Origin of the sequence: Streptosporangium sandarakinum, from assembly GCF_013409935.1 — a bacterium.
GTDB lineage: Bacteria > Actinomycetota > Actinomycetes > Streptosporangiales > Streptosporangiaceae > Streptosporangium > Streptosporangium nondiastaticum.
On sequence record NZ_JACCCO010000001.1, the window covers coordinates 2,607,573 to 2,633,759 of the forward strand.

The window sequence follows — 26,187 nt, forward strand, 5'->3', positions numbered from 1 at the left end:
AACATGAATTTTGCCGATAATTGACCGGCGCGCCACGCCGGTCAGGCGGGAGGAGGGGTGCCGAGCAGGGTGGACAGCTCCGCCACCAGCCAGCGTGAACCCTGCTTCACCATGCCCAACCGGGCACGGTTCTGGACGACCTGCCGCCGGGGCTCGCTCTCGCCGGGCGGGGTCCTGACCGTGCCGACGTTCGTGAACAGCAGCACGTCGACCCGGCCGGCCCGCACCGACTCCACCGCCGCGCCCGCCACCGTCACCTGCTGGACCGTGCGCTCCTGCCTGACCTGCGGGGCCAGCGACTTGGCGAGCTGGCGGTAGTGCTCGGTGAGGCCGCCGGTGGTGTATCCCGCCGCCCGCGTGAAATCCTGCTCGATCGTGCGGTAGTCGTACGAGAGCATGTCGGGGGCGGCCAGGCGGGCCGCCGCGAGCGCCTCGCGGCCGTCGGCCTCCTCCTGGCGCAGCCGGCTCAGGTCGCCGTACACGACCCAGGTCACCACCGCGAGCACGAGCGCGACGGCGCCCAGCGCCGCGGCGACCGTCCGGGATCCGCCCCTCACGCGACCTGCTCCACCTTCGACACGAGCCAGCCCCCGAAAGTCCTGACCAGCTGCATCCGCCACCGGTAGAACTGCTCCCGGGGGGCGCTCTCGCTCCCGTCCCCCCGGACCACCGCGTCGCCGACCACGAGCGCCACGGCCGTGTCCCCCGTCAGCGAGACGATCCCGGAGGCGCGCAGCGCCCCGGTCCGCAGGAGCCTGTCCCTGACCGTGGTCTCCCGCAGGGAGGCGGCGTCACGGGCGTACTCCGCCCGCGCCTGCCCGGTCGAGGTGTCGAGGACGCGCCGCATGTCGGCGTCGACGTTCTGGTATCCGACCGACATCAGGGTCATGGCGTGCTCCCTCGCCGCCCTGAGCACCGCCTCGCGATCGTCGGCCGCCGCCCGGGCCTCCCGCAGGCCCACGCCCGCCCACAGGGCCGCCCCGAGCAGCACCAGGATCAGCAGGCCCGGTGCGAGACCGGCGGGCCCCGGGAGGCGACGCCGGGAGGCGTTCATCGGAACCCCACCTCCCATCCCGGCCCGCGTGACGCGAGCCGGCGGCCGTACGGCGCGGGCCACCGGGCCGGTGAGCCCCATCGGGCGGATCATAACCCGCCGGCGGCCGGAGCCATCGGCCTTTCCACACCGAGGAGGACGCGGAAGAGCACGGGAGCGGGGAGGAACCCGTGGCGGAAGGTGAGAGGCGCGGAAGAAGAGCGGGAAAGGGCCGGGGACCGGAAGGCGGGGAGAGCCCTGGGAAGGAGCGGAGGGCGGGAAGGGCCCTGGAAGGGCCGGAGAAGACCCCGGAGACACGAAAAGAGCGGGCCACCGGCACCTGGTGGACCCGCTCTTTCCGCGGTGATACTTCTTACGCGACGGTCTTACTTGACGGTCACGGTGGCGCCGGCGCCCTCAAGGGCGGCCTTGGCCTTCTCAGCCTGCTCCTTGTTGACCTTGCCGTCGAAGACGGGCTTGGGAGCGCCGTCCACGAGGTCCTTGGCCTCCTTGAGGCCCAGGCTGGTCAGGGCGCGGATCTCCTTGATGACCTGGATCTTCTTGTCGCCGGCGGCCTCGAGGATGACGTCGAACTCGTCCTGCTCCTCGGCCTCCTCGGCGGCACCGGCGGCGCCACCGGCGGCCGGGGCGGCCGCGACGGCGACCGGGGCGGCGGCCTTGACGTCGAAGGTCTCCTCGAAGAGCTTCACGAAGTCGGACAGCTCAAGGAGGGTCATCTCCTTGAAAGCGTCGAGCAGCTCGTCGGTGGTGAGCTTCGCCATGGTTTCCTCCGTATGGATCTAAAAACTTAAGAACTGGGACCGCGGTTCGTGTGCGCTAATCCCCCGGGCCGCCTGCGCGGACCTACTCGCCCGCCTCCGCGCGCTTCGCACGCAGAGCCTCGGCCAGCTGAGCCATGTTGGTGGGCAGCGCGTTGAAGACAGCGGCCGCGTGGCCCTGCTTGGCCTTCAGAGCGCCGGCCAGCTTCGCGAGGAGAACCTCACGCGACTCAAGGTCGGCAAGCTTGCTGATCTCGTCCGGCGTCATCGACTTGCCGTCGACGACACCGCCCTTGATGACCAGGAGGGGATTGGCCTTGGCGAAGTCACGCAGACTCTTGGCAGCCTCGACCACGTCGCCCTTGACGAACGCGATCGCCGACGGACCCGCGAGCAGGTCGTCGAGCTGGTTGATCCCGGCCTCGTTGGCCGCGATCTTGGTCAGCGTGTTCTTCACCACGGCGAACTTCGCATTCTCACCGAGAGAGACGCGCAGCTGCTTGAGCTGCGCGACGGTGAGACCGCGGTACTCGGTCAGAACGGCGGCGCTCGAGCCTTCGAAGCTGCTCTTGAGCTCGGCTACGGCCGTCGCCTTCTCCGCCTTCGCCATGGGCCTCCTTCCATATGTGCCGCCGGCAAAGGCCCGAGAAAAGAACAAGCCCCGGCGCAGGCGCACGGGGCTCACATAAGGAAGGCATTTTCCCAATGGAAACTCACTACACACCTACGCGGGCCGTCCACGACGTGGATCCTTGGGTCGACACACCATGAGGCATGACGACGACCGGCGGTCTTCGGCACGCACAGCATACGCCCTGCCGGAACATGTGCCAAATCGCCGTACGAACCACGTCCGGCCCCGGCCGCCTCCCCTCGGCGATCCCCCCGCTCCCGGCCGCGCCGGGCCGTACGGCGCCTCACAGGCCCGCGAACCGCCGGTTTCCACCCTCGAAGCCGTACGGCCCGCGCCCCGGGCCGGAAGGGGCCGGGGCGCGGGCCGTACGAGAGATCGGTCGGGCCAGGCGGCGACGTCAGTTGCCGCCGGTGCGCCCGCGCAGCTCCTCCACCTGGTCGGCGGGCGGGGCCGCGACCTGCACGGGCTCGTTGAAGTTCTTGAAGAGCACCGTCGCGTTGAACGTGGTGCCCTGCTCCGAGCCGCTCATCGTGACCTTGCGGGGCAGGCTCTGGGCGTCGGCCCACAGGTCGAACTTCACGTCCTTGACCTCCGCGAGCTGCCGCTGGAGCTGCTCGCGCTTGGCCGGGTCGATGGCCTGGGCGGCCTTGTCCACCGGGAAGGTGCCGCTGTAGTGGGTGGTCTCCACGCCGCCCACCGTCTCGGTGCCGACCGCCTTGACGTCCTCGGACGTCGTGAGCATCTTGACCGTCCCGGCCAGGTCGAACTGCTGGGCCTGGGCCATGAAGTCGCGGATCTTCGCCTGCTCCCCGGCACCGAGGTCGGTGAGCGAGACCTTGGCCCACGGCTTGGTCGTGTCGGCGAACTGCCGCAGCGTCTCCGACTTCACGTAGACCGAGTCGTCGGTGAGGATCGCGCGCACCCCACCGGGGACGTTCTGCCCGCCGAAGGCGATCGTGCTCAGTGTGACGTCCGCGGCGAGCGCGGGCTTGCTCTGGTAGCGCACGGTGCCCTGGATCTTGCCCGTCCCCTGGTCACCGCCGGTGGTCTCGGCCACCAGGTCGGCGGTGTAGGAGGTGGCCTCCTCCGCCTTCTGCGCGCTCTGCAGCACCGCGTCGGCGGCGGCCAGCTTGATGTTCCCGAGGGAGCCGGCGCTCGTCACGCCGGAGCCGGCGCTCTGCGCACCGCATCCCGTGGCCGTGACCAGCGCGGCCGCTCCCAGTGCGAGTGCGGGAGCATATCGGCGCATTAATCATCACCCCTTCGTTTCCCCCTCAACCTGCCCCAGACACTACGCGGCGAACGTGTCGTCCGCGTCGTCCGCAGGAACGAAGGAAACACGAAGGGCCTCAACCGAATGGCCGATTCGGTTGAGGCCCCGGGGTCCGCGCGGATCCCCGCCGTGGCGGGGTCTACGCGCGGACTCTCGCGTTCGAAGAGGTGATCGCCGTCAGGCTTCGGCGTCGGCGGCCGCCACCCGCGTCACGTTCGGGTCGACCGGGATGCCGGGGCCCATGGACGTGGTGAAGGCGACCTTCTTGACATAGCGACCCTTGGCCGCGGACGGCTTGAGACGCAGCACCTCCTCAAGGGCGGCGGCGTAGTTCTCGATGAGCTGACGCTCGGTGAACGACACCTTGCCGATGATGAAGTGCAGGTTCGCGTGCCGGTCGACACGGAACTCGATCTTGCCGCCCTTGATGTCGGTGACGGCCTTGCCGACGGCCGGGGTGACGGTGCCGGTCTTGGGGTTCGGCATGAGGCCACGCGGGCCGAGCACGCGGCCCAGGCGGCCGACCTTGCCCATGAGGTCCGGCGTGGCGACGACCGCGTCGAAGTCGAGACGGCCCTTGGCGACCTCGTCGATCAGCTCGTCGGCGCCGACGATGTCGGCACCCGCGGCGCGGGCCTCCTCGGCACGGTCACCGGTCGCGAAGACCAGGACCCGGGCGGTCTTACCGGTGCCGTGCGGGAGGTTGACGGTGCCGCGGACCATCTGGTCGGCCTTGCGGGGGTCGACGCCCAGCCGCAGCGCGACCTCGACGGTCGCGTCGAACTTGGCGACGCTGGTGTCCTTGGCCAGCTTGACCGCCTCGGCGGGGCTGTAGAGGTTCTCGCGGTCGATCTGGGCCGCTGCGTTGCGGTAGCCCTTGCTGCGCTTCACTTGCTCACTCCTGGATCCGAGTGTCCGTGGTACGGGCCAGCGCCTGGCCCCTCCACATGCTTCGAGGTCGTGGTGCCGGCGCGACGTCGGCCGCGCCCGCCTCCGGGGCACTCACGGGACCGGTGGACCTCCTCGGTCCACGCCCGCTCACGCCCGGCTCGCCGTTACTAGTCGGCGATCGTGATGCCCATCGACCGGGCGGTGCCGGCGATGATCTTCTCGGCCGCCTCGATGTCGTTGGCGTTGAGGTCCTGCATCTTGGTCTGGGCGATCTCGCGCAGCTGGTCGCGGGTCAGCTTGCCGACCTTGTCCTTCTGCGGGACGGGCGAGCCCTTGGCCACACCGGCGGCCTTCTTGATCAGCTCAGGCGCCGGGGGCGTCTTCGTGACGAAGGTGAAGGTGCGGTCCTCGAAGATGGTGATCTCAACGGGGATGATGTTGCCGCGCTGGGCCTCGGTGGCAGCGTTGTACTGCTTCACGAAGTCCATGATGTTGACGCCGTGCGGACCGAGGGCGGTACCGACCGGCGGGGCGGGCGTGGCCTGGCCAGCGGGAAGCTGGACCTTGACCAGTGCCGCGATCTTCTTCTTAGGAGGCATGGTTCTCTCCGGGTCCTCTTCGGGTTGACGCGGCTCCCGCGCAGAGCGTGCGGGAGCATGTCGGCGGGCCGTGCTTCGCGGACACGGCCACCGAACGACTTAGTGTATGTGAACCGGTCAGATCTTCGAGACCTGGTTGAACGACAGCTCGACCGGGGTCTCACGACCGAAGATCGACACCAGCACCTTGAGCTTCTGCGACTCGACGCTGATCTCGCTGACCGTCGCGGGGAGCGTCGCGAAGGGGCCGTCCATGACCGTGACGGACTCGCCGACCTCGAAGTCGACGGTCGCGGCGGCGGCCTTGGAGGTCGTCTTCTTGGTCTCCTCGGACGGCTCGGGCGCGAGCAGCTTGGCGACCTCGTCGATGCTCAGCGGGCTCGGCTTGTTGGACAGGCCGACGAAGCCGGTCACGCCGGGGGTGTTGCGCACCGCGGACCAGGACTCGTCGGTGAGCTCCATCCGGACGAGGACGTAGCCGGGCAGCACCCGCTCCTTGACGAGCTGGCGCTTGCCGCTCTTGACCTCGGTCACGTGATGGGTCGGCACCTCGACCTGGAAGATGTAGTCCTCCATGTTGAGGGACTGCGTGCGGGTCTCGATGTTCGACTTCACGCGGTTCTCGTAGCCCGCGTAGGAGTGGATGACGTACCACTCGCCGTACTGGCCCCGCAGCTCGCGCTTGAATTCCTCGACCGGGTCGACGTCGGGAAGGACGTCTCCGTCCTCATCGACGGCGCCGGCCGGGGCCTCCGCGGCCTCGGTCTCGGCCTCGACGTCAGTCTCGGCTGGCTCGACCGGCGAGCTCGCCTCGACGTCGACGGCCTCTTCCGGCTCGCTCACCCGGTCCTCGGGGTGCTCGCCGGCCGTCTGTGAAGACTCGGACACGGTGACTCATTCTCTTTCCGTCGATGGCTATTGACTTACCGCGGTACGACGCGGGGATGAGCGCGCCCGGCGGCGGATCAGGCTCCGCCGAAGATCCGCAGCACACCTTCGGTGAGGATCGCGTCGAGACCGGCCACGATCGCGACCATGATCAGAACAAAACCCAGGACGATGACGGTGTAAGAGATGAGCTCCTTGCGCGTGGGCCAGATGACCTTGCGCAGCTCAGCGATGACCTGTCGGTAGAAAAGGGCAGGAGAAGTACGCTTGGCCTTCTTCTCACCGCTCGGCTTGTCTGCGGTTTCGCCGCGCGTGTCGATCGCCACAGTCCTCACCCGAAATCCGTCGTGTCCAACGCATGTCTGCGGCGCGCTAGACGCCCTGATGCGCGGACCGCTCCTCGCAGGGCACGAGGGACTCGAACCCCCAACCGCCGGTTTTGGAGACCGGTGCGCTACCAATTGCGCTAGTGCCCTAAGACATGAACCACCATACATCGGTTGGACCGAAGTTTGTCCGTGGCTCACGGTCTTGACCGCCGATTCACGCGGAGGGCGGTAAGACCATGCCGGAGTCTACGTGGGAATGGCCCGTACGTCGAACCGGCGGACGATCGTCCTGGTCACGCCTCCTTTCGACCCGCCGGGCCGCATCCCCGCGCCGGGGCCCGCCGTACGGCCCGGCGTCTCCGGCGGCTTCGCCGGTCCGGCGCGCGGACGTCCACATCATGGATGGGCGTCGGAAGGCGGGCCACGGTTCTGTAACCATGGAGCCATGACCCGTCCTCGCATCTCAGCGCGTATCTCCGCGATCTCCGAGTCCGCCACGCTCGCCGTGGACGCCAAGGCCAAGGCGATGAAGGCGGCGGGCCGCCCGGTCATCGGCTTCGGCGCGGGCGAGCCGGACTTCCCGACTCCCGGCTACATCGTCGAGGCGGCCGTCGAGGCGTGCCGGAACCCGCGCTTCCACAAGTACACCCCGGCCGGCGGCCTTCCCGAGCTGAAGCAGGCCATCGCCGACAAGACGCTCCGCGACTCCGGCTACCGGATCGAGGCGGCCCAGGTGCTGGTCACGAACGGCGGCAAGCAGGCGGTCTACGAGGCGTTCGCCACGCTGCTCGACCCGGGCGACGAGGTCCTGGTCGTCGCGCCGTACTGGACGACCTACCCCGAGGCGATCAAGCTGGCCGGCGGCGTCCAGGTCGACGTCGTGACCGACGAGACCACGGGCTACCTCGCGAGCGTCGAGCAGCTGGAGGCGGCCCGCACCGACCGGACCAAGGTCCTGCTGTTCGTCTCGCCGTCCAACCCGACCGGCGCCGTCTACAGCCCCGAGCAGGTCGAGGCGATCGGCCGGTGGGCCGCCGAGCACGACCTGTGGGTCGTCACCGACGAGATCTACGAGCACCTGACGTACGGCGACGCGAGCTTCGTGAGCATCGCCACCGCCGTCCCCGAGCTGGGCGACAGGGTCGTCGTGCTGAACGGCGTCGCCAAGACCTACGCGATGACCGGCTGGCGGGTCGGCTGGCTGATCGGCCCCAAGGACGTCGTCAAGGCCGCGACCAACCTGCAGTCGCACGCCACCTCCAACGTCTCCAACGTGGCCCAGGCCGCGGCGCTGGCGGCCGTCGCCGGCGACCTGTCGGCCGTGGCGGAGATGCGTGAGGCGTTCGACCGCCGCCGCAGGACCATGGTCCGCATGCTGAACGAGATCCCCGGCGTGGTCTGCCCGGAGCCGAAGGGCGCCTTCTACGCCTACCCGTCGGTCAAGGAGCTGCTGGGCCGGGACTTCGGCGGCCGGCGGCCGCAGACGTCCGCCGAGCTCGCCGAGCTGATCCTGGAGGAGGCCGAGGTCGCGCTCGTGCCCGGCGAGGCGTTCGGCACCCCGGGCTACTTCCGGCTGTCCTACGCGCTGGGCGACGACGACCTGGTCGAGGGCGTCAGCCGGGTCGCCAAGTTCCTCACCCAGTCGCGCTAGCCGTACGGCCGGCCCGGCCGCGGGGAGGCGAACCCCCGCGGCCGGGCCCGGCTCACTCGACGGAGACGCTGACCCCCTCCTCCACGACGGCGGCGGTGTCCGGGCTCAGCACGAGGACGACCTCCCCGGTGCAGTAGGGGCCGTTCCAGATGTAGACGTAGTCGTCGGTCTGGTTCTCGACGTCGAGCGGGAAGACGTCGGAGCCGTAGCAGCCGCTGGGGTCGTAGTAGACCGCCCCGTTGATGATCAGCGCCCCCTGGGCCGCCTGGGCGGGCTGGGAGACGGTCAGGGCGAGCGCCGCGGCCGCGGCGAGTGCGCCGAGTGTGGTGGTCACGCGTCTCATTGGTGCCTCCTGCTCGTGCGGGGCCGCCGTCTGCGACCCGGCCCCAACAACGTAAAGTAATCGCAAAGAGGCGTAGAGTAACCGCGTGGTGAAACCCGTCTTCCCCTGGAGCCCCAGCCGCCCCGGCAGTCTCCTGCGTCGGGCCGCCCCGCCGTACGGTGCGCGGGAGTGCCGCGGGTAGGGCACCATATGGAAATGGCACGTCCCCTGCGCGCACTGCCCAAGGCTCATCTCCACCTGCACTTCACCGGTTCGATGCGGCACACCACCCTGGTGGAGCTGGCCCGGGGACACGGCCTGCACCTGCCGGACGCGCTGGTCCAGGACTGGCCGCCGAAGCTGCGGGCGACCGACGAGCGCGGCTGGTTCCGCTTCCAGCGGCTGTACGACATCGCCCGGTCGGTCCTGCAGCGGGAGGACGACGTCTACCGGCTGCTGCGGGAGGCCGCCGAGGACGAGGCGGCGGAGGGGTCGCGCTGGCTGGAGATCCAGGTGGACCCGTCGGGGTACGCCCACCGGTTCGGCGGTCTCACCCGGACCCTGGAGCTGATGCTCGACGCCGCGCGCAAGGCCGCCGGGCACGCGGGGATCGGCGTGGCCGTCGTGGTGGCCGCCAACCGCACCCGGCACCCCCTCGACGCCAAGACGCTCGCCCGGCTCGCCACCCGTCACATGGACCAGGGCGTGGTCGGGTTCGGGCTGTCCAACGACGAGCGCCGGGGCCGGGCCCGCGACTTCGACGGGGCGTTCCGGCTCGCCAAGCGGGCCGGGCTGCTGTCCCTGCCGCACGGCGGAGAGCTGCTGGGCGCCGGCAGCGTGGCCGAGTGCGTCGACCTGCTCGGCGCCGACCGGGTCGGGCACGGCGTGCGGGCGGCCGAGTCCGAGCGGCTCATGGAGCGCCTGGCGGAGCGGGGGATCACCTGCGAGGTCTGCCCGTCCTCCAACGTCGGGCTCGGCGTGGCCGAGCGGGCCGAGGACGTGCCGCTGCGGCGGCTCTTCGACGCGGGCGTGTCGATCGCGCTGGGCGCCGACGACCCGCTGCTGTTCGGCTCGCGGCTGCTGCGGCAGTACGAGCTGGCCAGGGAGGTGTACGGCTTCGCCGACGCCGAGCTGGCCGAACTGGCCCGGCAGTCCATCCGGGCCTCGGCGGCCCCGGAGCACGTGCGCCGGGATCTGCTCGCGGACATCGACGCCTGGCTGGCGTCCCCGGCCTGAGCCGTACGGCGGAACCCGGCTCGGCGGGCTCAGGGGCTCAGCGGGCCGACCGGGCGATCTCCAGGGCACGCCGGAGGTCGGCGACCCCCTCCAGGCGCAGGCCCGTCCTCCCCTTCTGCCAGATGAGGGTCGGGTCCGCCCGGCGAGGACGGGCGGGTGCCTCACCGACCCCCGTGCGGGGCAGGTAGACCAGGCCGTGCGGGCCCGGGATCCACCATCCCGTCGAGGCGCCGACCGTCACCTGATCGGGCCAGGGCGGCCCCAGTTCCTTGCGGAAGACGACCTGGAGCACGCCGTCGTACTCGTCCAGCCGGATGCCCGGCCAGAGCAGCGACACCACCCGGCCGCCGTCGGCGACCCGGACGTCGGCGGGGTCCTCCAGCCCGGTGGGGACCGAGACGGGGAAGGCCGCCTGCCGCCGGGCCTCCTCCAGCGTGACCCGCCGCTCCCCCGGAAGCGGCTCGGCCACCCCGGAGGGCAGCGGCCCGGGGCCGCCGACGCGCAGCTCGATCCCGGCGAACCGCAGGACCCGCGCGACCGCCGCCTGCCCCGCCGGGGTGACCCCGAGCAGGAGGGCGGCGGCGACCACGACCGCGACGACCGCGCGCCGCCGGGTGACGCGCCCCGGCCCCCGCCCGTCACCGCGCCGCCCCGGCGCGCGCCGCGGTCCGGGACGGGAGGACGGTTCCGGGCGCGGACCGCCGCCGGGCGCCCCGGCGGGACGGCCCTCCCCGGCGGCTTCGAGCCGGGCCCGTACGGCCAGCGCCACCTCGGCCGGGGGCGGCGCGGGGACCTCCAGTGCCTCCCCCAGGGCCAGGAGCGCGGCCTCGACGCCGCCGGTGTCACCGGGCGCGGCGGCCCTGGAGGGATCGTCCCCGGACGGCACACCGCCACCGGCTCCGGCGCCCTCGGACGGGACGCCCGGCGGGGTGTCGTCAGGTGAGGTCACGGTCCACCTCCTCGCGCAGCCGGCGCAGGCCCCGGGAGGTCCGGGACTTGACGGTGCCGACCGGCAGCCCGAGCACCTGCGCGGTCTCGGCCTCGGACAGCTGCAGGAAGTACCGGCAAATGACCGCCTGGCGTTCCCGCTCCGGAAGCGCGCGCACCAGGTCGAGGAGCCGGGCGCGCCGGTCGGTGGCGACGGCCGCGTCCTCGGAGCTCTGCGACGCGCCCGGCGGGCCGAGCTCGGTGACCCGCGCGGCCAGCTCCGCGCGGCGGCCCCGGGAACGGGTCAGGTCATGGGTCTCGTTGGCCACGATCCGCAGCAGCCAGGGGCGGAACGGCGCGCCGCGCCGGAAACCGCCCAGGTGGCGGTACGCCTTGACGAACGCCTCCTGGACGACGTCCTCCGCCTCGTCGCCGGCCCCGAGCATCGCCGCCGTGCGGTGCGCGAGCGCGCTGTAGCGGGCGACCAGGACCTCGTAGGCCGCCAGGTCGCCGTCCAGGGAACGGGCGATCGCCTCGTCGTCGTCCGCCGGGGGCTCCTTCGGGGGGTGCCGCCCCGGGATCGGGGCGCGCCCCAAGATTCCACCGCATCACGGCGTCCCCGGGAAGCCCCCCGGGGCCCCGGGGGAGTCTCCGCACGAACCGCCTCACGGCCGCGGCCCCTCCCGGGAAGCCCCGGACCCGCGGGAGTCCCCGGGCACGCGCCGATCGCGGCGGCCCCTCAGCCGAGGGCGTGGAGCACCGCGGAGCCCGGGTCGTCGTCGCATCCCTCGGCGAAGGCGGCGTCGTAGGCGTCGTCGCCGAGGAGCTGCCGGGCGGTCCGCTCGGCGACCGTCCCGGGCTCGCACACGCTCTCCCGGCCGGGTCCGCGCGCCCCGGACAGGCCGCGCATCCGCTTCTCGGCGCCCTGCAGGCGGGCCGTACGGCGGGCGTCCCCCTGGATCGAGGCGATCACCGCGAGCTGGCCCAGGGCCTCCGCCGCGCCCGCCGTGTCGCGCAGGCGCCACCGGGCGGCGAGCGACCGCCCGGCCGCCCGCGCCGCCTCGTCGGCCTCACCCAGGCCGAGCCGGGCGATGGACAGCACGTGGTCGCACTGGGCGCGGGCCCAGAGCTCGCCGCGGGCCTCGCACTGCCGCCCGGCCTCCTCCAGCGTGGCGACGGCCCGGGCGAACTCGCCGCGCCAGGTGTCCGCGATCGCCGCGACCACCAGGGCGAGCGGCTCGCCGACGGTCATCACCCCGGCACGGTGGAAGTGCTCACGGACGCGCCGTACGGCGGGCCGTACCTCACCGAGGGCGCCGGTGAGCAGGGCGTGGCAGGCCAGTGCCAGCCGGGCGTGCCCGGCGGCCGCGTGGTCGGACCAGTCGAGGGCGGCCGACAACGCCGCCTCGGCCCTGCGGTGGGCGCGTTCCGGGTCTCCCTGGGCGGCGGCCACGCACGCGTCGACCCACAGCAGCCGGGGCAGGCCGGGATCGGCCACCGGTGCGGCGGCGATCACCCGCCCCAGGTGGCGGCGGCCCTCGTTCAGCCGGCCCATGCAGTGCCAGACGATCCACAGGACCCCGGCGAGCTCGGCGGACAGCGGATCGGACGGCGAGCCGAGCACGCGGCGCAGGTCGGGCAGCGAGAACCGCAGCCGGGCGGCCCATTCCTCCTGCGCCGGGCCGTACCAGCCGGCCTCGGCGCGACGGGCCAGCCCGAGGTGGTGGTGGCGGTGCCGCCGGACCATCCGGGCCTCTTCCCCGAGCCGGGCCAGCCGCTCCGCGCCGTACTCCCTGACCGGTTCCGGTTGCCGGTAGCCGCCGGGGACCGGGGTGAGCAGCCCCTTGGCCGCGAGGCCGGCCAGCAGGTCCGGCACGCCGTTGAGACGCTCGTCGCCGCACACCCACCGGGCGGACTCCGGGTCGATGGGGCCGGCGAAGACCGACAGGCGGGCCCAGAGCAGCCGTTCGGCCGGGGAGCACAGCTCATGGCTCCAATCGATCACGGCGCGCAGCCGCTGGGGGCGGAAGAACGGCGGGTGGGCGGCCGGCCGGGGCTCGAACCGCTCCTCCAGCCGGTCGGCGAGCCACTCCACCGGTCCGGCCGGGGACCCGGCGGTAGGAGAAGCGGCCGGGAGCTGCCCGGCGGCGAGTTCCAGGGCGAGCGGGACGCCGCCCAGCAGCCGGCAGATACGCTCGGCGGCCCCGATGGCCGCCTCACCCGTCACCAGGCCGGGCGCCACCGCCTCGGCCCGGTCGAGGAAGACCCGGAGCGCGTCGTCGGTCGCGGCGTCGGCCGGGTACGGGGCGGAGGTCCACGGATCCGGAGTCCCCGGTTCTGGGGTCCGCTGTTCTGGGGTCCGCTGTTCTGGGATCCGCTGTTCTGGGGTCCGCGGGACCGGAGTCCTCGGGGCGAAGGTCCTCGGGGCGGGGGGACGGAACGGCTCCACGGGCAGCACCGCCTCGTGCGGCAGTCCGAGCGGCCGCCGGGAGGTGAGCAGGAGGCGCACGCCCGGCGCCTCGGCCCGGATTCGGACGGCGAGCTCGCGGCAGGCGGCGGCGAGCCGGTCGCAGGAGTCGAGGATCAGCAGGAGGTGTTTTCCCGCGAGGAACTCGACGAGCAGGTCGTCCTGCGGCCGGGTGGACCGCTCCGGCATGCCCATGACGGCCGCGACGGCGTGCGGGAGCAGGCCGCCGTCGCGCTCGCCGGACAGCTCCACCAGCCAGGCGCCGTCCGGGTGGAAGTCGCGGCACTCCGCCGCCGCTCTGAGGGCGATCCGTGTCTTGCCGACGCCCGCCGCGCCGGTGATCGTGACCGACGACGTGTCGGCCAGGAGTTTCAGCGCCTTCGTGACCTCGGCCTGGCGTCCGACGAAACGGTTCGGTTCCGCGGGCAGGTTCCCTCGCCACCATGGATGGGGTTCCACCGGTTCGCGCTCCCTCCTGCTGGGCTTCCTGCTGAACGTGGGTCGCTCAGGAATCGCATCCCGTCAGGGTCACGGACCGGGCCACAGGCCCCTTGCCGGTGGGGGTTTCCTTCTCCTCCGGCGCATATCTCACCGCCGCGCCGAGGCCGAACTTCCCCCACGCGTAGGGAAATTACGAAAACATCCCTTTTGTCGGACCGGGGAGGGCGCGCCGAATCCGGCGGACCGGCGTGGGTCCCGGAAGGATTCGGCGCGGGTCCCGGAAGGGTCAGGTCCGGGAGGAGGCGCGTCCGGTGGGCGGGTGGACGGCGTCACCGGCGTTCCGGATCAGCGCCACGGCGACCCCCGGCGCCGTGGCCAGCCCCCGGGCGAACGCCCAATCGTGCGCGACGTCGCCCGCCAGCGCCCGGGCCCTACGTTCCGTCCGCTCCCGCCCGACCGCGAAGCCGGGCGTGCCGTACACGGGCCCGCCGTACACCGGCGTGCCGTGACCGGACCCATCCCACCCCGGTGACCCGCCCACCGGCGCACCGGATCCGGACGGGCCGCCCGCGGCGTCCGGGAGCGTGCCGTGCGCGGGTCCGCCGCCGGTGGCCGCGTCGCCGGTGAACACGCCGTTCACCGACGCGCCGGAGTCCTCCCGCGCCCGCCGGGACGCCCCCAGCAGCCAGGCGGCCCGCCGCCCGTCACCACGGCGCGCCGCCGCCGCGGCGAGCTGCTCCATCGCCAGGGCGGCGCCGATCCCGTCGCCCAGACGCCACCTGGCGTCGAGCGCCGCCCGCGCGGAGGTCTCGGCCGCGCCCGCGTCCCCCCGGCCCAGCTCGGCCAGCGAGCGCACCTGCTCGCCCTCCGCGCGCGTCCACAGTTCACCGCGTACGGCGCGGCGCGCCCGCCGGTCGAGTATCGCCACCGCCCGGTCGAACGCCCCCCGCGCGCACAGGGTCCGGGCGAGCGTCACCTCGGCGAGGGCGAGGCCGAGGTCGTCCCGGGTGTCCCGGGCGGCCCGCCCGAGCAGTTCGAACGCCGCGACCACGAGGCGCCCGGCCTCCCCCGGGTCACCGAGGGCGAGGGTGGCCGCCGCGGCGCACTGGAGCGCCCGCCCCGCGATGTCCGGGTCGTTCCCGGCCGTCGCGGCCTCGTACGCCTCCACGGCTCCGGCGCGGGCAGCCGTCGCGTCGCCGGCGGAGAGCGCGGCCTGCGCCCGCGCCCACAGGGCCAGGGTCCGTGCCGGGCCCGGCCGGGTGTGCCGGCGCAGCGAGCGGTCGAGGTAACGGCGGCCCGGATCGGCCAGGCCGAGGCAGCACCAGGCGAACCAGAGGGCGCCGGGCAGGTCGGGACCGTCGTCGCGGTCGAGGGCCGCCCGCAGGTTGGGCAGCTCCCGGCGGGTCCAGGCGGCCCACTCCCGCTGGCGCGGGCCGTACCACTCGGCCCCGGCGCGGCGCGCGGCGGCGAGGTAGTGGTCGCGGTGGCGGCGGCGTAGGGCGTCCTCCTCGCCCAGGCGGCGCAGCCACTCCCCGCCGTAGTCGCGGGTCATGCCGAGCATCCGGTAGCGGTCTCCGCGCCTCTCCAGCAGGGACGCCTCGGCCAGCCGGGCCAGCGGCGGGTCGGCGAGCGCCTCGTCGCCGCACACCGCGCGCGCGTCATCGGCGTCGAAGTCCGCGGGGAAGACCGACAGCCGGGCCCAGAGCAGGCGCTCGGCGGGGGAGCACAGCTCATGGCTCCAGCCGACCGCGGTGCGCAGCGTCCGGTGCCGCCCGAACGGCGCCGGACCGCCGCCGGTGAGCAGCCCGAGGCGGTCGCCCAGCCGGTCGGCGACCTGCCGGGCCGACAGGGCCCGCAGCCGCCGGGCGGCGAGTTCGATGGCGAGCGGGACGCCGTCCAGCAGCCGGCAGATCCGGGTCGCCTCCGCCTCGTCGAGGGTGAGGCCGGGTACCGCGGCGCGGGCCCGCTCGCCGAGCAGCCGCACCGCGTCGGAGCCGGGACCGCTCGCGTCCAGGGGCCCGACCCGCAGGACCCGCTCGCCGGGCACGCCGAGCGGGCGGCGGCAGGTGGCGATCACCCGGACGTGCGGGGCCCGGGCCAGGATCGGGCGCAGCAGTTCCGCGCAGGCGCCGCGCAGGTGGTCGCAGGTGTCCAGGACCAGCAGCAGCCGCCGGTCGGCGAGGAATCCGGCCAGCACCTCGGCCTGAGGGTGGGCCGCCTGCTCGGGCAGGCCGAGGACCGCGGCGACCCGGTGGCCGACGAGGGCTCCGTTCTGCTCGGCCGACAGCTCGGCGAACCACGTTCCGTCGGGGAAGGAGCCGCCGAGCACGCCGGCCGCCCCGAGCGCGAGCCTGGTCTTGCCCACCCCTGCGCCGCCGGTGAGGGTCACCAGCGGCGACCGGGCGACCAGCGCGGCGATCCCGCCGAGCTCCTCGCGCCGCCCGACGAGGCTGCTGATCTCCGCCGGGACGTTCCCCCGGCACGTGCGTGTCTCCCCCACCGCTCCGCACCCCCCGCGTGAGGTGGCAAGCCAACCACGGAAGCGGCGGCGAAGCCGACCCGAGCCGGCGGCGGCGGTTACGGATTCTTCTCCCCCAGCGCATAATCGACGGCGAAGGCCAGGTCAAAGGCCATTCCCTCGGTGAAGCGGGTGTCGAATCCTGCACCGCCGAGCACCCGGACGGCCTCCGCCTCGGCCCACCTGCGGATCATGGCGTCGACCGGCCAGCCGGCCGCCCGCGCCCCCTGGGAGTCCCGGGCGGCCCGGGCCGCTCCCAGCAGCCCGGCCGCCACGCGCCCGCCTGCGGCCTCCGCCTCCGCTTTCCCGGCCGCGCCCGGCGGGGTGGTCGCGGTCCAGGCGACCAGTTCGAGGCAGGCCGCCGTCAGGAGCGGGTCCCCCAGCCGCCACGCCCCCGCCAGCGCCGTCCGGGCGTGGCGCGCCGCCGTACGGCCGCGGTTCCCGATCCGCTCGATCCAGGCCAGGGCGTACTCCGTCTGGGCGTGGCTCCATTCCCCGCCCGGGTCGTCGCGCGGACGCCGGTCGCGGGCCAGCGTCTCCGCGGCCTCCCCCACCCGGCCCGCGGCCAGCAGGCTCAGGGCGGCCAGCGCGTGGCAGGCGGGCGGCTCCGGGGACATGCCGCCCCCACGGCCGCCGGGACCGCCGGGGCCTTCCGCGTCGCCGGTCGCGCGCCCGTCCGCGGCGCGGCCGAGCAGCCGGGCGGCCCGGGCGAACTCGCGGCGTACCAGGGCGACCAGGCCCTCGATCTGGAGCGCGTGGCCGGTGGCGTGGCCCTCGCGGTCCTCCGCGCGCAGCAGGTCGAGCAGCCGCCCGGCGGTCTGCGGATCCCCCTGGCGCAGGGCCACCCACGATCGGGCCCACAGGACGCGGAACCGCTCCGGGCCGGGTTCGGCGTGCATGCGCAGCGCCGCGTCCAGGCAGTGGCGGCCCTCGTCCGGCAAGCCGCAGCAGATCCACAGGAACCACAGCGAGCCGGCCAGTGCCGCGCCGGCCCGTGACCGCGCGGGATCGGCCAGGCACAGGTCGAGCGCCGCGCGGAGGTTGTGCCGCTCGGCGCGCATCCGCCCGGCCCACTCGGCCTGCCGCTCGGGCCACTCGGCGGCGCAGCGCCCGGCCAGACGGAGGTAGTGGTCGCGATGGTGGCCCCTGAGATCACCGGTCTCCCCCAGGCGGAGCAGCCATTCGGCGCCGAACTCCCGGACGGTGTCCAGCATGCGCAGCCGCGCCCCGGCCGGGTGCTCCTCCCTCCGCACGAGCGACTGGTCGGCCAGGCCGGTCAGCGCGTCGAGCACCGCCCCGGTCGGGAGCGGCCCGCCCGCGCAGACCCGCTCGGCCGCCTCCAGGTCGAACCCGGCGGGGAAGACGGACAGCCGGGCCCACAGCAGCCGCTCCACCGGACCGCACAGCTCGTGGCTCCGGCCCATGGCCGCGCGCATCGACTGGTGCCGTACCGGGCCGCCGCCTCCGGTCAGTACGGCGTAGCGGTCGTCCAGGGACCGCGCGAGCAGCGCGGGCGAGAACGCGGGCGACGCGGCGCGCAGCCGTACGGCGGCCAGCTCGACGGCCAGCGGGATCCGGTCGAGCCGCTCGCAGAGCGCGGCCAGCCCGTCCGGGTCCGGGTCCGGGTCCGGGGTCGAACCGGTGCCCTGACTGGAGCCGGGGCCTGTGCCTTGGTCTTGGCCGGAGCCGGGGTCGGGGTCGAGACCGGGGGCGGGGAAGGAGGCCGGGGCGGGGGCGATGGCCGCGCGGTCGCGCAGCAGGGCCACCGCGTCCTCGGTCCGCATCGGCGGGACGGGGTAGACGTGCTCGCCCGGCGGGCCCAACGGCCGCCGGGAGGTGACCAGCACGCGCAGGCGCGGTGCGGCGCCCAGCAGGGCGACCGTCAGGCGGGCCACCGGCTCGGCCAGGTGCTCGCAGGTGTCGAGCACGAGCAGCGACCCGCGGGGGTCCAGCCGCGCGGCGAGCGCCTCCGGCACCGGCGGGAGGGACTCGTCGTCCGGCGCGGGGCCCAGGGCGGCGGCGACGACGCGCGGCAGCTCGTGCGGGTCGGTCAGCGAGGACAGGTCGACGATCCGGAAACCGCCGGGGGTCTCCGCTCCGATCATCTCGGCCACCCGGTGTGCCAGCCGGGTCTTCCCCACGCCGCCCGGCCCGGTGAGCGTGACCAGGCGGGCCCGCCGTACCAGGCGGGTCACCTGTTCCGTCTCGGCGTGACGGCCGACGAAGGTGGTTTCCGTGACTCCTCCGCTCACCGGAGGGAACGGCCTCCCGCCTCCCTGGCCGAGGTGGACGGCGGGCAGAGCCCCTGCCCGCCCGGGACGCAGGGAACCGTACCAGGAGTGCGGTCCCCCCGCCGGGTGAACGGCGGCCGGTCCGGGTGTCGGGGGGTGGGCGGGGTGTCGGGCCGGTCAGGGGCGCGAGGCCGGTCAGGGGCGCGAGGCCGGTCAGGAGGATGTCGGGCCGGTCAGAGACGCGAAGCCGGTCGGAGGGGTGAGGCCGGTCAGGAGGGTGCGTCCGGTGGAGTGGAGGCCGGACGGGGGCGCGGAAACCGGCCGGAGGTGTGGAAGCCGAACGGCGGTGTGGAAGCCGGATGGGGGCGCGCGTCCCGGGGGGCGCGACCGTTCGCGAGGCCGTCCCGGGGTGACGGCCACTAGACTCTTGGGCTGTCCATGGCCGCGTGCGCCAGCCGGTGCCGCGGCTCCTGAGTGATCGAGCTGGACGGAACCTCATGTCTGGGTATGACCGCGTAGTGCAACCCGCGGCCGGCGACGAGGCCCTGGAGAACCACCTGGGTGGGGACGAGGCCAAGAACTACCGGCAGTACGAGTTCGACATGGTCGCCCCGCACGTGGGCCGGTCCATGCTGGAGATCGGCTCCGGCCTCGGGCACTTCGCCGAGCAGTTCCTGCCCCGGCTCGACCGGCTGGTGGTCAGCGACTTCGACCCCTACTGCGTGGAGCAGCTCAAGAAGCGCTTCGCCGGCCGCGACGACATCGACGTGCTGAAGTTCGGCCTGCCGACCGACATCCCGATCGGCGAGAAGGTCGACACCGTCGTGATGATGAACGTCCTGGAGCACATCGAGGAGGACGTCGAGGCGCTGCGCTCCCTGGCCAAGGTGACCGTTCCCGGCGGGCGGATCATCATCTGGGTCCCGGGCTACATGCAGCTCTACGGAGACTTCGACCGCAAGGTCGGCCACGTCACCCGCTACACCCCCGCCACGCTGCGCAGCACGGTCTCCCGGGCGGGCCTGGACATCGGCGTGCTCAAGCCGATCAACTTCCTCGGCGGCATCGCCTGGTGGGCCGCGGTCCGCCGCGGCGGCGTGGGCTACCCCGACCCCCGGCTGGTGAAGATCTACGACCGCACGGTGGTGCCCACCACCCGCTTCATCGAGCGCTTCATCCGCCCGCCCTTCGGGCAGACGGTCTTCTGCGTCGCCCGCGTGCCGCGGTAGGGACCGGCGGTCCGGCCGGACGGCGGTCCGCCGCGGGCGCCCGATCTCCCGGGCCTTCTTCCTGCCGTTCCCGGTGTTCCCGCCGGATCGTCCTCCCGGCGTCCCCGGTGTTCCCGGGGTTTCCCTCGGCGACGGGAACCGCCCGGGTTCCCGGGGGCCACCTGGCCTTTCTCCGGTCTGTTACCGGGGCGTAACCTCGAAGCATCCGCGTCCGAGGAGGTCAGCATGACCGATTACGCCAAGGCACGTGAGGTGGCCGAGCAGGCCCGGGAGAAGGAGTGGACCCGGCCCAGCTTCGGCAGGCAGCTCTTCCTGGGCGACTTCCGCCTCGATCTGGTCCATCCGGCACCGGTCCCGCCGGAGGCCGAGTCCGAGAAGGGCGAGCGGTTCCTGCACGCCCTGCGGCGTTTCCTGGAGACCCGGGTGGACCCGGCGCTGATCGAGCGGACCGCCCGGATACCCGATGAGGTGATCAAGGATCTCGCGCAGCTCGGCGCGTTCGGGATCACCATCGAGGAGCGGTACGGCGGGCTCGGGCTGAGCCACCTCGACTACGGCCGGGCGCTGATGCTCGCCGGGTCCTGCAACCCGGCCCTCGGCACGCTGCTGTCGGCGCACCAGTCGATCGGGGTGCCCAAGCCGCTCAAGCAGTTCGGCACCGAGGAGCAGAAGCGGGCCTTCCTGCCCCGCTGCGCGAAGGGCGAGGTGTCGGCGTTCCTGCTGACCGAGCCCGACGTCGGCTCCGATCCGGCGCGGCTCGCCACCACGGCCGAACGGGACGGCGACGACTACGTGCTGGACGGTGTGAAGCTGTGGACGACCAACGGGGTCATCGCGAGCCTGCTGGTCGTGATGGCCCGCACCGACAGGGGGATCTCCGCGTTCGTCGTCGAGGCCGACACCCCCGGGATCACGGTCGAGCGGCGTAACACCTTCATGGGCCTGCGCGGCATCGAGAACGGTGTGACCAGGTTCCACCGGGTGCGCGTCCCGGCGGCCAACCTGATCGGCAGGGAGGGCCAGGGCCTGAAGATCGCGCTGACCACGCTCAACACCGGGCGGCTCTCCCTTCCCGCGGTCTGCGCCGGGATCTCCAAGTGGGCGGTCAAGATCGCCAGGGAGTGGAGCGGCGCGCGGGAGCAGTGGGGCCGGCCGATCGGCGGCCACGAGGCGGTGGCCACCAAGATCGGCTTCATCGCGGCCACGGCCTACGCTCTGGAGGCGGTGACGAACCTGTCGTGCCGGCTGGCCGACGACGCGCGCAACGACATCCGGATCGAGGCGGCGCTGGCCAAGCTGTACGCCTCGGAGATGGCGTGGCGGGTGGCCGACGAGCTGGTCCAGATCCGCGGCGGGCGCGGCTACGAGACGGCCGAGTCGCTGGCCGCGCGGGGCGAGCGCGGTGTCCCGGCCGAGCAGTTCCTCCGGGATCTGCGGATCAACCGGATCTTCGAGGGGTCCACCGAGATCATGCACCTGCTGATCGCCCGCGAGGCGGTGGACGCCCACCTGTCGGCCGCCGGCGGAGTGATCGACCCGTCCCTGGACACCGCGGCGCGGCTCCGCGCGGCGGCGAAGGCGGGCGGGTTCTACGCGCGGTGGCTGCCGACGCTGGTCACGGGCCCGGGCAGCGTCCCCGGCTCCTACGCGGAGTTCGGGCCGCTGGCCGCGCACCTGCGCTACGTGGAGCGGACGAGCCGCAGGCTGGCCCGGTCCACCTTCTACGGCATGTCCCGCTGGCAGGGAAGGCTGGAGCACCGGCAGGGCTTCCTCAGCCGGATCGTGGACATCGGCGCCGAGCTGTTCGCGATCACCGCGACATGCGTCCGGGCCCGGGAGGACGCCACCGACCTGGGCATCAGGGCCGTCGAGCTGGCCGACGCCTTCTGCCACCAGGCGCGGCTCCGCGCCGACGCGCTGTTCGACCGGCTGTGGGACAACACCGACTCCCGCGACGCGCGACTGGCCGCGCGCGTGCTGGAGGACCGGTACGCGTTCCTGGAGGAGGGGATCATCGACCCCTCGATCGAGGGCCCGTGGATCGCGGCCGCCGAGCCCGGCCCGTCGGCCGCCGAGAACGTGCACCGGCCGATCCGCTGACGACCACCGGAGCCACCGATCCGCTGGCGACCACCGGAGCCACCGATTCACCGGGACCGCCGAGGCCCCGATCCGCCGGGGACCACCGGGGCTCGGGGCGATCGAGGGAAACCGGGGGAGATCGGAGATCGGGGGAGACCCGCCGGGACCGGCTCGGGGACGCGGCGTGCCACCGCACCCCCGGCCCGGTCCCGGGACGCCGGGATAAATGGATTGCACCGTACGGCGGGCCCGCCGTACGGTGGCCGTATGTGGATCAACTCCTAGAAGCCGGCGTCGACCAGCGATGACTGGTCCGCCCGCACTCAGCTCTCTGGCCCGTTCGTTCGACGCGGCGGCTGAGTCTCCGGCACGGCCTTCGGCCGCGTCTTCATGATCTTCGAGGAGTGGCACATGCGAATCCGTTTCACCCATCAGTCCCAGGACCCCGACCGGCCCGGCGAGGACGGCACGCCCGGGGGCTCGCCCCGCGTCCTCCCGCCCGGCCGCGGGCTTCCGGCCGCGCCCCGGCGCGTGGCGATGCCCCGCACTCCGGCCAGGCCCACCCACCAGCCGCGCCGGATTCCCGGCAAGGGCGGCCGCTGACGGCGGGCCCTCTCGGCGCGACGCGTTCCTTGAAGGCGCGTCCCCGCTAAGGCGGGCGGGTCCTCCTGTTCGGCGCGTTCCCTTGAAGGCGCGTCTTCTCGAAAGCGCGTCCCTTGAGGGCGGGCGGGTCCTCCTGGCGGCGGGCCCGCCCGGCCGGTGACGGGCGAAAGGCCGCCTCGGACCCGGAAGACCGGGCCGGGGCGGCCTTTCGCCTCGCGCGCTCCCCTCGGGAACTCTCGGGAGCCCCGGCGGGTCAGACCCGCTCGATGATGGTGACGTTCGCCTGGCCGCCGCCCTCGCACATCGTCTGCAGGCCGTACCGGCCGCCGGTGCGCTCCAGTTCGTGGACCAGCTTGGTCATCAGGATCGCGCCGGTGCCGCCCAGCGGGTGACCCAGGGCGATGGCGCCGCCGTTCGGGTTGACCTTGGCGGGGTCGGCGCCCAGCTCCTTGATCCACGCCAGCGGGACCGGGGCGAACGCCTCGTTGATCTCGGTGACGTCGATGTCGCCGATGGACAGCCCGGACCGCTGCAGGGCCTTGTGGGTCGCCGGGATCGGCGCGGTCAGCATGTAGACCGGGTCGTCGCCGGTGAGCGCCAGCGTGACGATCCGGGCCCTGGGGACCAGACCGTGGTCGCGGATCGCCTTCTCGGAGGCGATCAGCAGCGCGCCGGAGCCGTCGGAGATCTGCGAGGAGGTCGCCGCGGTGATCCGCCCGCCCTCGCGGAGGGCCTTGAGCGACGCCATCTTCTCCAGTGTGGTGTCCGGCCGCGGCCCCTCGTCGTCCTCGACGCCGTTGATCGGGGCGATCTGGTCCCGGAAGTGGCCGTTGGCGATGGCCTTGGCCGCCCGCTGGTGGCTCTCGTAGGCGTACCGCTCCAGTTCCTCGCGCTCGAAGCCCCACTTCTCGCACATCAGCTCGGCGCCGCGGAACTGGGAGATCTCCTGCTTGCCGTACCGCTCGGCCCAGCCCTCGCCGAACGGGAAGGGCATCCCCTTCTCCAGCGCGGCGGTGATCGACGAGCCCATCGGCACGACGCTCATCGACTCCACGCCGGCGGCCACCACGAGGTCCTGGGTGCCGGAGAGCACTCCCTGGGCGGCGAAGTGGACCGCCTGCTGGGAGGAGCCGCACTGGCGGTCGATGGTGACGCCCGCGACGCTCGTAGGCAGGCCCGCCGACAGCCAGGCGTTGCGCGCGATGTCCATGCTCTGCGGGCCGAACTGCATGACGCAGCCCATGATGACGTCCTCCACCGCGGCCGGGTCGACGCCGGTGCGGTCGATGAGCGCCCTGAGCGTGTGCGCGGCCAGGTCGGTGGGGTGGACGGTGGACAGCCCGCCCTTCTTCTTGCCGACCGGGGTGCGGACGGCCCCGACGATGTACGCCTCTGCCACAGTGCCTCCTGCTCATGAAACCGAGCAATGTTCGGTTACTAGGAGATTACAGGAGAAGCCTTCCCACTGTCGTGTTCAGGAGGGGCGGTTCAGCACGATGTATCCGTCGCGGTCGTAGACCTTGCGGTAGCCGTTCACCAGGGCCTCGTCCACCCGGCGCCGCTGCGAGTCGAAGTCGCCGAACGGGTAGCTCCACCGCGCCACGTCGGCCACCACCCAGGGCGCGTTGTGGCTCTGCGGCCCCCACAGCAGCACGGTCGTCCGCGCGGTGAGCGCGGGGCCGACGCTGTTGACCGCCTCGACGACCACGCCGTCCGGGACCGCGGCGACCGCCTCGCGGGCCGCGGCGACGTGCGGCTCGCCCTCGTAGAAGGACGATTCGACGAGGTTGCCCAGGGCGAATTTCGGGACGAGCGTGAGGCCGATCACGAGGATCGCGACCGCCCAGTGCGGCACCGGGTCCCACCGGACGCGCCGGTTCACCGGATCGTCCACGGACCGGTTCCCCGGGGACGTCCCTTCTTCGGGCGAACCGGCTTCGGATCGTCCGGCCTCCGGCCGCCCGGTGTCCGTCCGCCCGGCTTCGGGCGGCTCGCCTTCGGGCCGCTCGGCCGCCTCTTCTACCCCGGCCCGCCTCCCCCGGCGGGCCGCGAGCCGGCCCCGCAGCCGGTGGACGCCGTCCGCCCCGGCGCAGAACAGGATCGCGACGACGAAGGCGTTGTACTGGAAGTCCGCCCCCCACCACTGCGGCCGGTCGGACAGGAACCGCTCCACCACGAGCGGGACCGCCACCAGGGTCAGCGGCGAGGCCAGCGCGGTCAGCAGCACCGGCCACAGCAGGAACGCCAGGGTGTCGACCTTGACCTCGGGGCTGACCATCTGCCACAGCGCCCCCGCCGGGTCGCGGGCGACGGCCAGCACGACCTCCCCCAGGCTCGTGCCCCAGGCGCCGTAGGCCCAGTGGAACCCCGCCGGGGGCGACCCGGCCATCGGCATCAGTACGCCGCGGATCATCACCAGCGCGCCCAGCGAGAAGAAGACGAACGCGGCCCCTTCGAGTCGCCGCCGGGTGAGGAAGAGGTACACCCCGAACCCCGCGACGAGCAGCCCCATGTCCTCCTTGACCAGCAGCAGGCCGGCGGCGGCCGCCACACCCCAGGCCGGACGGCCGGCGTCGAACCGCTCGATCATGATCGCGCTGAGCAGCGGGACGAAGGCCGCCTCGTGGAAGTCGAACCCGGCGGCCTGCGCGACCGGCCACGACACCAGGTAGGCGGCCGCCACCAGGTGGGCCGGGACCGCCCCCAGGCGGCGCTCGGCGTAACGCCGGATCGGGATCGCGGCCAGCGCGAGCAGCACCGCCTGGGCGACCAGGAGCGTCCGCGGGTCGTCGTACAGCCAGTACAGCGGCGCCAGGACCGCGAGGATCGGCGAGAAGTGGTCGCCGAGCTGGAGGAAGTCCATGCCCATGCCGTAGGACATGCCGACCGACGGCACGGCGGGCGGCCCGAAACGCGCGTAGCCGCGCACCGCCTGGTCGAAGATGACCAGGTCGAAGACGCTCGCCTTGAAGGTGGCGAACTTGACCAGGCTCAACGTCGAGTAGGCCGTCGCCGCCAGGGCCATCAGGGCGCCCAGGATCAGGCCGTGCCGCCGCCGGCGCGCGAAGTCCGCGACGGACTCCACGGCGGTCTTCACGGCCGCGGTCTTCGCGGCGGGCTCCCCGGCGGTTTCCGCGTCCGCGGCCCTCTCGGCGGCACCGGGTCGCGGGGCCCCGGGGAACCGGGCGGCGGAGACGACCGGGCGCGGGGGCCGCCGGGCGGCCGGGAAGGCAGGGCTCATTCTCGCCGCGTTCCCGTCATCGTCGCGTAGACGATGACGTTGTCGGTGTAGTGGCCGGTGTTGCGGTCGTAGGTGCCGCCGCAGGTGATCAGATGGAGCTGGGCGTCACGCGACCGGCCGTACACCCGCTGGGTCGGGAACACCGACTTCTCCGCCTGTTCGAGCCCGCCCACGGTGAACATCGCGATCACGCCGTCCTTGCGGTGCACCTCGATGAGGTCGCCGTTGCGGATCTCGTCGAGGCGGCTGAAGACCGCGCTGCCGGACCGGGTGTCCTTGTGCCCCAGCATGATCGCCGGTCCGGCCTCCCCCGCGGTGGGCCCGGAGCGGTACCAGCCGACGAGGTTCGGCTTGCCGATCGGCGGCACCTCGATCGCGCCCTGCCGGTCCAGCCCGACGGACCTGATCGGCGCGTTGACGCCGAGCTTCGGGATGACCACGCGGACCGGCGTCGAGGGCTGCATCGGGGGCGCGGGCGGCAGGGCCGGCGTGGGCGGCGGCGCGGTCGGGGGCGCCTGGAAGTAGGGGCCGGCGCTCGCGTTCACCTGGCTGCGCGGCGGCAGCGCGGTGCGCCGGTCGGCCAGGCCGTACTCCTCGGGTCTGGCCAGCATGAGCAGCAGGCCCACCAGCACGGTGACCACCCCGGCGATGCCCGCCAGGATGAGCACCGACCGGAGCATCCTCCCGCCGTCGTCGGTCCGGCCACCGGGCCACCGCCCGTCGTACGGCGGGCCGTACCCCTCGTGCGGCGGGTACGGCGGGCCGGCCGGTCGCCCCGGGTACGGCGGCACCGGTCCGCGGGGGCGCATCGGC

At 73.5% G+C, this 26,187-nt stretch carries 23 protein-coding genes and 1 tRNA gene; 5 read left to right on the forward strand and 19 right to left on the reverse strand.

The window, feature by feature from the left end; translation table 11 throughout:
- Positions 1–41: 41 nt before the first annotated feature.
- From HDA43_RS11505 to HDA43_RS11550, 10 genes are all read right to left on the reverse strand, one after another.
- A complete protein-coding gene (locus HDA43_RS11505) occupies positions 42–557 on the reverse strand; it encodes an Rv1363c family protein (protein WP_179819702.1) in 516 nt (171 codons plus the stop codon).
- Positions 554–1,135 carry an Rv1363c family protein gene (locus tag HDA43_RS11510; protein ID WP_179819703.1) on the reverse strand — a complete coding sequence of 194 codons (582 nt, stop codon included), beginning with the start codon at positions 1,133–1,135 and terminating at the stop codon, positions 554–556. The genes HDA43_RS11505 and HDA43_RS11510 overlap by 4 nt, the downstream gene beginning before the upstream one ends.
- Positions 1,136–1,419: 284 nt before the next feature.
- Entirely contained in the window at positions 1,420–1,815 is a 396-nt protein-coding gene (rplL, locus tag HDA43_RS11515; protein ID WP_179819704.1) for a 50S ribosomal protein L7/L12, read from the reverse strand.
- Between the two features lie 82 nt (positions 1,816–1,897).
- Positions 1,898–2,422, reverse strand: coding sequence for a 50S ribosomal protein L10 (gene rplJ, locus HDA43_RS11520; RefSeq protein WP_179819705.1), 525 nt, complete (start codon positions 2,420–2,422; stop codon positions 1,898–1,900).
- Positions 2,423–2,843: 421 nt separating this feature from the next.
- Positions 2,844–3,695 (reverse strand): SCO4651 family lipoprotein, encoded by an 852-nt coding sequence (locus HDA43_RS11525; protein WP_179819706.1) that lies wholly within the window; start codon positions 3,693–3,695, stop codon positions 2,844–2,846.
- Between the two features lie 201 nt (positions 3,696–3,896).
- Positions 3,897–4,610, reverse strand: coding sequence for a 50S ribosomal protein L1 (gene rplA / locus HDA43_RS11530; RefSeq protein ID WP_179819707.1), 714 nt, complete (start codon positions 4,608–4,610; stop codon positions 3,897–3,899).
- Positions 4,611–4,777: 167 nt separating this feature from the next.
- Positions 4,778–5,209 (reverse strand): 50S ribosomal protein L11, encoded by a 432-nt coding sequence (gene rplK, locus HDA43_RS11535; RefSeq protein WP_179819708.1) that lies wholly within the window; start codon positions 5,207–5,209, stop codon positions 4,778–4,780.
- A 117-nt stretch (positions 5,210–5,326) separates the two neighbouring features.
- The gene (gene nusG, locus HDA43_RS11540; RefSeq protein ID WP_179819709.1) at positions 5,327–6,097 is read right to left on the reverse strand and encodes a transcription termination/antitermination protein NusG; all 771 of its coding nucleotides are present in this window, start codon (positions 6,095–6,097) and stop codon (positions 5,327–5,329) included.
- Positions 6,098–6,174: 77 nt separating this feature from the next.
- Positions 6,175–6,423, reverse strand: coding sequence for a preprotein translocase subunit SecE (gene secE / locus HDA43_RS34950; RefSeq protein ID WP_179819710.1), 249 nt, complete (start codon positions 6,421–6,423; stop codon positions 6,175–6,177).
- A gap of 77 nt (positions 6,424–6,500) precedes the next feature.
- Positions 6,501–6,573 (reverse strand) — tRNA-Trp (locus tag HDA43_RS11550).
- A gap of 298 nt (positions 6,574–6,871) precedes the next feature.
- Between HDA43_RS11550 and HDA43_RS11555 the strand changes: the two genes are divergently transcribed.
- Positions 6,872–8,077: a pyridoxal phosphate-dependent aminotransferase gene (locus tag HDA43_RS11555; protein ID WP_179819711.1), complete on the forward strand. Its 1,206-nt coding sequence runs from the start codon at positions 6,872–6,874 to the stop codon at positions 8,075–8,077.
- Positions 8,078–8,129: 52 nt separating this feature from the next.
- On the opposite strand, the gene HDA43_RS11560 is transcribed toward HDA43_RS11555, so the two are convergent.
- Entirely contained in the window at positions 8,130–8,411 is a 282-nt protein-coding gene (locus HDA43_RS11560; protein WP_179819712.1) for a hypothetical protein, read from the reverse strand.
- A gap of 204 nt (positions 8,412–8,615) precedes the next feature.
- Between HDA43_RS11560 and HDA43_RS11565 the strand changes: the two genes are divergently transcribed.
- Entirely contained in the window at positions 8,616–9,635 is a 1,020-nt protein-coding gene (locus tag HDA43_RS11565; RefSeq protein ID WP_179819713.1) for an adenosine deaminase, read from the forward strand.
- A 37-nt stretch (positions 9,636–9,672) separates the two neighbouring features.
- Here the strand turns inward: HDA43_RS11565 and HDA43_RS11570 are convergent, their stop codons facing one another.
- From HDA43_RS11570 to HDA43_RS11590, 5 genes are all read right to left on the reverse strand, one after another.
- On the reverse strand, positions 9,673–10,584 hold the full coding sequence (locus HDA43_RS11570) for a hypothetical protein (RefSeq protein ID WP_179819714.1): 912 nt from the start codon (positions 10,582–10,584) through the stop codon (positions 9,673–9,675).
- Positions 10,571–11,158 carry an RNA polymerase sigma factor gene (locus tag HDA43_RS11575; RefSeq protein ID WP_218911684.1) on the reverse strand — a complete coding sequence of 196 codons (588 nt, stop codon included), beginning with the start codon at positions 11,156–11,158 and terminating at the stop codon, positions 10,571–10,573. The genes HDA43_RS11570 and HDA43_RS11575 overlap by 14 nt, the downstream gene beginning before the upstream one ends.
- A 143-nt stretch (positions 11,159–11,301) precedes the next feature.
- Positions 11,302–13,488 carry an ATP-binding protein gene (locus HDA43_RS11580; protein ID WP_179819715.1) on the reverse strand — a complete coding sequence of 729 codons (2,187 nt, stop codon included), beginning with the start codon at positions 13,486–13,488 and terminating at the stop codon, positions 11,302–11,304.
- A 268-nt stretch (positions 13,489–13,756) separates the two neighbouring features.
- Positions 13,757–15,970 (reverse strand): ATP-binding protein, encoded by a 2,214-nt coding sequence (locus HDA43_RS11585; RefSeq protein WP_179819716.1) that lies wholly within the window; start codon positions 15,968–15,970, stop codon positions 13,757–13,759.
- A gap of 77 nt (positions 15,971–16,047) precedes the next feature.
- Positions 16,048–18,240, reverse strand: a complete 2,193-nt coding sequence (locus HDA43_RS11590; RefSeq protein ID WP_179819717.1) for an ATP-binding protein — start codon at positions 18,238–18,240, stop codon at positions 16,048–16,050.
- A gap of 497 nt (positions 18,241–18,737) precedes the next feature.
- Here HDA43_RS11590 and HDA43_RS11595 point away from each other — a divergent pair, with 497 nt between their 5' ends.
- The 3 genes from HDA43_RS11595 (at position 18,738) to HDA43_RS11605 (ending at position 22,133) form a co-directional block, all read left to right on the forward strand.
- The gene (locus HDA43_RS11595) at positions 18,738–19,448 is read left to right on the forward strand and encodes a class I SAM-dependent methyltransferase (protein WP_229811395.1); all 711 of its coding nucleotides are present in this window, start codon (positions 18,738–18,740) and stop codon (positions 19,446–19,448) included.
- Positions 19,449–19,673: 225 nt separating this feature from the next.
- Positions 19,674–21,548: an acyl-CoA dehydrogenase family protein gene (locus tag HDA43_RS11600; RefSeq protein ID WP_179819719.1), complete on the forward strand. Its 1,875-nt coding sequence runs from the start codon at positions 19,674–19,676 to the stop codon at positions 21,546–21,548.
- 393 nt (positions 21,549–21,941) lie between these two features.
- A complete protein-coding gene (locus HDA43_RS11605; protein WP_179819720.1) occupies positions 21,942–22,133 on the forward strand; it encodes a hypothetical protein in 192 nt (63 codons plus the stop codon).
- A 253-nt stretch (positions 22,134–22,386) separates the two neighbouring features.
- Here the strand turns inward: HDA43_RS11605 and HDA43_RS11610 are convergent, their stop codons facing one another.
- The 3 genes from HDA43_RS11610 to HDA43_RS11620 all read right to left on the reverse strand — a co-directional run bounded on the left by HDA43_RS11610 (position 22,387) and on the right by HDA43_RS11620 (position 26,183).
- Positions 22,387–23,532: an acetyl-CoA C-acetyltransferase gene (locus HDA43_RS11610; protein WP_179819721.1), complete on the reverse strand. Its 1,146-nt coding sequence runs from the start codon at positions 23,530–23,532 to the stop codon at positions 22,387–22,389.
- A 75-nt stretch (positions 23,533–23,607) separates the two neighbouring features.
- Entirely contained in the window at positions 23,608–25,230 is a 1,623-nt protein-coding gene (locus tag HDA43_RS11615; RefSeq protein ID WP_179819722.1) for a DUF2079 domain-containing protein, read from the reverse strand.
- Between the two features lie 140 nt (positions 25,231–25,370).
- Complete coding sequence (locus HDA43_RS11620; RefSeq protein WP_218911685.1) at positions 25,371–26,183, reverse strand: class F sortase; 813 nt, start codon at positions 26,181–26,183, stop codon at positions 25,371–25,373.
- Positions 26,184–26,187: the final 4 nt, after the last annotated feature.

Coding starts and splice junctions, on each gene's coding strand:
- HDA43_RS11510 (WP_179819703.1), bottom strand. CDS start 1,135: ATGGGGCTCACCGGCCCGGTGGCCCGCGCCGTACGGCCGCCGGCTCGC.
- rplL (WP_179819704.1), bottom strand. CDS start 1,815: ATGGCGAAGCTCACCACCGACGAGCTGCTCGACGCTTTCAAGGAGATG.
- rplJ (WP_179819705.1), bottom strand. CDS start 2,422: ATGGCGAAGGCGGAGAAGGCGACGGCCGTAGCCGAGCTCAAGAGCAGC.
- HDA43_RS11525 (WP_179819706.1), bottom strand. CDS start 3,695: ATGCGCCGATATGCTCCCGCACTCGCACTGGGAGCGGCCGCGCTGGTC.
- rplK (WP_179819708.1), bottom strand. CDS start 5,209: ATGCCTCCTAAGAAGAAGATCGCGGCACTGGTCAAGGTCCAGCTTCCC.
- HDA43_RS11555 (WP_179819711.1), top strand. CDS start 6,872: ATGACCCGTCCTCGCATCTCAGCGCGTATCTCCGCGATCTCCGAGTCC.
- HDA43_RS11565 (WP_179819713.1), top strand. CDS start 8,616: ATGGCACGTCCCCTGCGCGCACTGCCCAAGGCTCATCTCCACCTGCAC.
- HDA43_RS11600 (WP_179819719.1), top strand. CDS start 19,674: ATGACCGATTACGCCAAGGCACGTGAGGTGGCCGAGCAGGCCCGGGAG.
- HDA43_RS11605 (WP_179819720.1), top strand. CDS start 21,942: ATGCGAATCCGTTTCACCCATCAGTCCCAGGACCCCGACCGGCCCGGC.
- HDA43_RS11620 (WP_218911685.1), bottom strand. CDS start 26,183: ATGCGCCCCCGCGGACCGGTGCCGCCGTACCCGGGGCGACCGGCCGGC.